The 1,137-nt window shown below is 32.6% G+C and carries 1 protein-coding gene and 1 pseudogene; both read left to right on the forward strand.

What is annotated here, in order from left to right; genetic code table 11:
• Positions 1 to 91: 91 nt before the first annotated feature.
• Positions 92 to 550: a hypothetical protein gene (locus AQ1689_RS03440; protein ID WP_101955200.1), complete on the forward strand. Its 459-nt coding sequence runs from the start codon at positions 92 to 94 to the stop codon at positions 548 to 550.
• A 4-nt stretch (positions 551 to 554) separates the two neighbouring features.
• Positions 555 to 1,137: pseudogene (locus AQ1689_RS03445) on the forward strand (hypothetical protein); the annotation flags it as partial.

The raw sequence follows: 1,137 nt of genomic DNA on the forward strand, positions 1-1,137 counted from the left end.
TATTTTGAAATTGATATTTCAGTAATGAATATCAGTAAAACAATTACAATTTAATTTTAAAATTATTACAATTTTAATATAAAAATATATAATGAGTAGAAAAGTTAAAACAACGCATTTACAGATTAAATCTGTAAAAAATGCAAAGGCATTAGGTACTGATGAAGATGGGAATTTAATTAAAGTAAGTAGCGGAAGTAGCGGAAGTGGTAAAAAGATTCAAGAAATTACTGCACAAAACCAAAAGCAGGAACTTGAAAACAATCAAGTTAATAATATTTTATATTTTGATTCATCAAATTTAATTATTGTTATTAATCTCGCTTCTATAAAAGAAATAGGCGATTCAATAACAGTTGTAAACGTTCAGAAAAATATGGAATTTATACTTGGAGGTGGGGTTTATGCCGTTTATGATACTGCGGGAGCTGTTGATAGAAAAGGTACTATATCTGGATTTTCGGGCAGTCATTCATCAAAAAAGATTAAATATTATTGTTTAAGTAAGGTTATTACAAAAACATCTGAAACTAATTACTTAATACATTAATATAATGAGCAGAAAAGTAGAAACAACGCATTTGCAGGTTAAATCTGTTAAAAATGCAAAGGTATTAGGTACTGATAAAGATGGTTTTGTTATTGAAAGTGATTTGGATTTCTTGAATTACATACCTAAAGATGGAGTAAAAGGCGACACTGGAGCAAAAGGGGCTGATGGTTTAAAAGGAGTAAAAGGCGATACTGGAGAACGTGGCTACCCTGGCGTAAATGGTCATGGCTACCCTGGAAGAGATGGTGCAATGGGTTTTCCTGGTCCTAGAGGAACAAAAGGAGATACTGGAGCAAAAGGGGCTGATGGTTTAAAAGGAGTAAAAGGCGATACTGGAGCAAAAGGGGCTGATGGTTTAAAAGGAACAAAAGGCGATACTGGAGCAAAAGGAAGCGATGCTAAATCAATAGACGTACAAGCAGGAACAAACATAACTATTGATAAAACAAACCCACTAAAACCTGTAATTAATAGTTCTTTACCTGCTGAATTTTATGAAGAGGGGGTTTTCGAGCCTATTTTATCTTCGAGTTATGACGCTTCAGATTTAAAAAAAAGATATAAAACAGTTTCACCTAAAGGGT

Source organism: Tenacibaculum finnmarkense, from assembly GCF_900239185.1.
Classification (GTDB): Bacteria; Bacteroidota; Bacteroidia; order Flavobacteriales; family Flavobacteriaceae; genus Polaribacter; species Polaribacter finnmarkensis.